Below are 3,251 nucleotides of genomic sequence, written 5' to 3' on the forward strand. Positions count from 1 at the left end.
CCCTCCACGACCGCGAAACCGCGCCCCTCCGGCGGCAGCCCACCCGCCGCCGGTGACCCGCCGGTCGCCGGCCCCGCACGTCCCTCCGCCGGCGCCCTTTCCGGAGGCGGCGGTCCGCGACCGGCCGGTCGCCCGATCGAGCAGCCGGTGAAGGGACCCGGTCCCGCCGTCGCGGCCCTTCCCGGCGTGAACGGCGCGCCGTCCGTCAAGAGCTCCGGCGAGGACGCCGGCCCCAGCCCCGAGAACGGCGCGGAGACGTTCCGCGTGGAGGAGCGGCAGGCGCCCACGGAGACCGGCACCCTGACCCTGGGAACCGTGGAGGGCACGCTGGACGGGCCCCCCGTGTTCAGTCCTGACGGCCGCCTGCTGGCCCTGCCGGGCGCCGGCGAGGTGCGGGTCTGGAACGTGGCCGAACGCCGCGTCACCGGCTCCTACCCGCTCAGGGACCCCGGCCACGGCCTGGCCTTCTCCGGCGACGGACGCACCCTGCGCTACCTCAGCGGCACCGGCTCGGTCGTCTCGCTGGACGTCGCAGGGCTGCCCGCCCCCTCCGACACGGGCCGCACCGCCACCTTCAGCGGCAACGGCCGGTTCGCCGCCAAGGAGGTGGGCGACACGATCGAGCTCACCGACACCGTCGCCGGCAGGACGCTCGGCCGGATCGCCGCCGCGGGTGACGTGTCGTTCGACGCGGGCGGGCGCCTGCTGGCCGTCACCGGCGACCCGGTGACCGTATGGGAGGTGGCCGGCGCGAGGCGGGTGGCCTCGATCGACGCGGGCGGCGCCGTACTCGCCGTAGCGCTCTCCCCCGACGGCGCCACGCTGGCCACGGCCCGCGGCAGCGCCCTGGAGACGTGGGACGTGCGCGAGGGGCGGCGGATCAAGGTGTACGAGGGCGCGGCGGATGCCGCGCTGGCCTTCAGCCCCGACGGCTCGACGCTGGCCGCGGGCGCGAACCTGCTCGACCTCCGGACCGGCAAGATCACTCCACTGGCCCTGGCGGTGCCGGCGAACGTCAGGACCACGCCGACCGCGCTCGCCTTCTCCCCCGACGGCCGCACGCTGGCGTTCGGGCTGGACGGCGGCCGGGTGCTCCTCTGGGACGTCTACGAACGCGTCCCGCGCGGCACGCTCGGCACCGGCACCACCCCGGTCGACGAACTGCGGTTCTCGCCGAAGGGCGACCTGCTCGCGATCGACGCCGCCCGTACGTCGCTCTGGGACGTGAACACGCTGCGCGAGGTCGGCGAGGTCGGGTCCTGGGCCGCAGGACCGGTGTTCAGCCAGGACGGCAAACGGCTGCGCGGGGTGACGCTCGACGGCACCGTACGCGAGCGGCCGGTCGATCCCGCGCTCACGGCGCAGGAGGTGTGCGTCAGGGCCGGCGGCCCGCTGAGCAAGGCGGAGTGGAGCCGCCTGATCCCGGAGAGCGGCTACAGGGACATCTGCTGACCCGGCGACAAGCCGGCGACCAGAGGACGAAAAGTGCCTCCGCGCATGCTGTTCCGCATGAACACTGTGCGAATCCCAGCCGTCTCCCCCCGCCACGACGGGGAACGCGAACCGGACCTCACCTCGATGTACGTCATCCACCGTGCCATGCTCACCGACCTGCGCCGGATCACCGAGGTGCTGGGCGGGAAGGACCCGCTCACGGGCGGCAGGAACGAGGCCGTCCGCGCGTACGCCGGCTCGGTCCTGACCGAGGTCCACCACCACCACGCCAACGAGGACGACCTGTTGTGGCCGATCATCGAGCGTACCGCCGGCCACGCCGTGGACCTCGATCCGTACACCGACGACCACCAGGCGCTCGGGCCCGTGCTCGACCGCTGCCGCGCCGCGCTGCGGGGCGACCGCCAGGTGTTGCGGCGCTGTCTGGCCGAGCTGACCGACTTCCTGGACGAGCACATCGCGGAGGAGGAGTCGGACCTCTTCCCGATCATCACCAGGTTCGTGCCCTACGACGCCTACGCCTGGACGGAGCGGCAGGTCGCCAGGCGGGCGTCGTTCGGGCAACTGGTCTTCACGGCGCCGTGGCTGCTGCGCCACGCCACGCAGGAGGAGGGGAGGCGGCTGCTGGCGGGCGCGGGCGCGCCCCTGCGCATCCTGCTCGCACTGACCAGAGGCCGGTACGCCAGGCACGAGCGGGCGGCCTTCGGTTAGTCGTCGGGGAACATCCTGAGCACCTTGCCCTTCGGGCTGGCGACCAGGTAGCCGGAGCGGATCCCGTCGGAGGCGTAGACGAGCAGCGCCTGCCGGATGCCGTCGAACCCGTAGTCGGGGTCCACGATCACATGGTTGGAGGTGGGTTTGGGTACGCCGAGGTCTTTGTTGGCTTTTCTCAGCAGCCTGGGCAGGGCGTCCCAGTTGTACCTGGCCAGGTCGACCGTCGGGCCGCGCACCTTGCCGCCTATGGTCGACTTGCTGACCTCGCCGTCGCGGTAGGAGAAGCTGTCGTAGATCTCGGTGTCGTCCTTCACGGGCACGTCGACGGAGGCATAGTCCGGATATAACACCATCTTGACCACCTTGGTCCCGCCGATGACGGGCTTCACCTTGGTGATCATGGCCCTTACGCCGGCGCCGGTGTGCAGGTTCTCGTTCCCGACCGTGCTCGCGCTCGGGGACCCGGTCACGGTGGGCTCACCGCTCGGGGACCCGATGATGGCGGGCTTCCCGCTCGGGGACCCGGTGACGGCGGGCTTCCCGCCGCCGGAGGGTACGGCCATGGGACTGCTCCCGGGCGTCCTCGAAGCGCCGGGGTCGGCCGGGTTCCGGGCCGGGAGCACCTGCCACACCAGCACCCCGGCCGCCACGACGACGGTCACCGTGATCGCCACGGTCCGGGCGCCGCCGCGGGAACGGCGCGTACCCACCCCCGACGGCGCCCCTCCGGATGCTCCCGCCCCGAACGGCACCCCTCCGGAGGGACCCACACCGGACGACACCCCTCCGGAGAAGGCCGCACCGGACGGCGGCTGCCCGAACGCCACCGGCCCTGACGGCACCCCTTCGGGCGACGCGGGTCCGGACGATGTCCCTGGCCACTGCGGGCCTGAGGGGGCGAAGCCTGGTGGGGAGCCGGAGGGCCTGGGAACCAACGGCGTCGGATCCGGCGCGGGGTCGCCGGCAGCCGGGGCGGGGCCCGTGCCCGGAGCGGGACCCACGCCCGGGACGGGATCCACGCCCGGAGCGGGACCCGCGCCCGGGGTGGGGCTGCCCATCGGCGGGGGTGGAAAGCTCATGGA

General features: G+C 73.6%; 3 protein-coding genes and 1 pseudogene. 3 read left to right on the forward strand and 1 reads right to left on the reverse strand.

Features of this window, described 5'->3' with window-relative positions; translation table 11 throughout:
• Positions 1-1,452 (forward strand): WD40 repeat domain-containing protein (locus tag E1295_RS47710; RefSeq protein WP_220449265.1); only part of this gene is annotated, 1,452 nt, incomplete at its 5' end.
• 57 nt (positions 1,453-1,509) lie between these two features.
• On the forward strand, positions 1,510-2,166 hold the full coding sequence (locus tag E1295_RS47715; RefSeq protein ID WP_166427795.1) for a hemerythrin domain-containing protein: 657 nt from the start codon (positions 1,510-1,512) through the stop codon (positions 2,164-2,166).
• On the opposite strand, the gene E1295_RS50560 is transcribed toward E1295_RS47715, so the two are convergent.
• Complete coding sequence (locus tag E1295_RS50560) at positions 2,163-2,570, reverse strand: hypothetical protein (RefSeq protein WP_220449266.1); 408 nt, start codon at positions 2,568-2,570, stop codon at positions 2,163-2,165. The two genes, E1295_RS47715 and E1295_RS50560, sit on opposite strands and share 4 nt — an antisense overlap.
• On the opposite strand from E1295_RS50560, the pseudogene E1295_RS50565 reads away from it, so the two are divergent.
• Positions 2,569-3,251, forward strand: a pseudogene (locus E1295_RS50565) (hypothetical protein); the annotation flags it as partial. The gene E1295_RS50560 and the pseudogene E1295_RS50565 sit on opposite strands and share 2 nt — an antisense overlap.

Source organism: Nonomuraea mesophila (genome assembly GCF_004352805.1).
Classification (GTDB): Bacteria; Actinomycetota; Actinomycetes; order Streptosporangiales; family Streptosporangiaceae; genus Nonomuraea; species Nonomuraea longispora.

Bases quoted from the DNA above. Each gene is read 5' to 3' on its own strand.
- E1295_RS47715 (WP_166427795.1), top strand. From the start codon at position 1,510: ATGAACACTGTGCGAATCCCAGCCGTCTCCCCCCGCCACGACGGGGAA.
- E1295_RS50560 (WP_220449266.1), bottom strand. From the start codon at position 2,570: ATGATCACCAAGGTGAAGCCCGTCATCGGCGGGACCAAGGTGGTCAAG.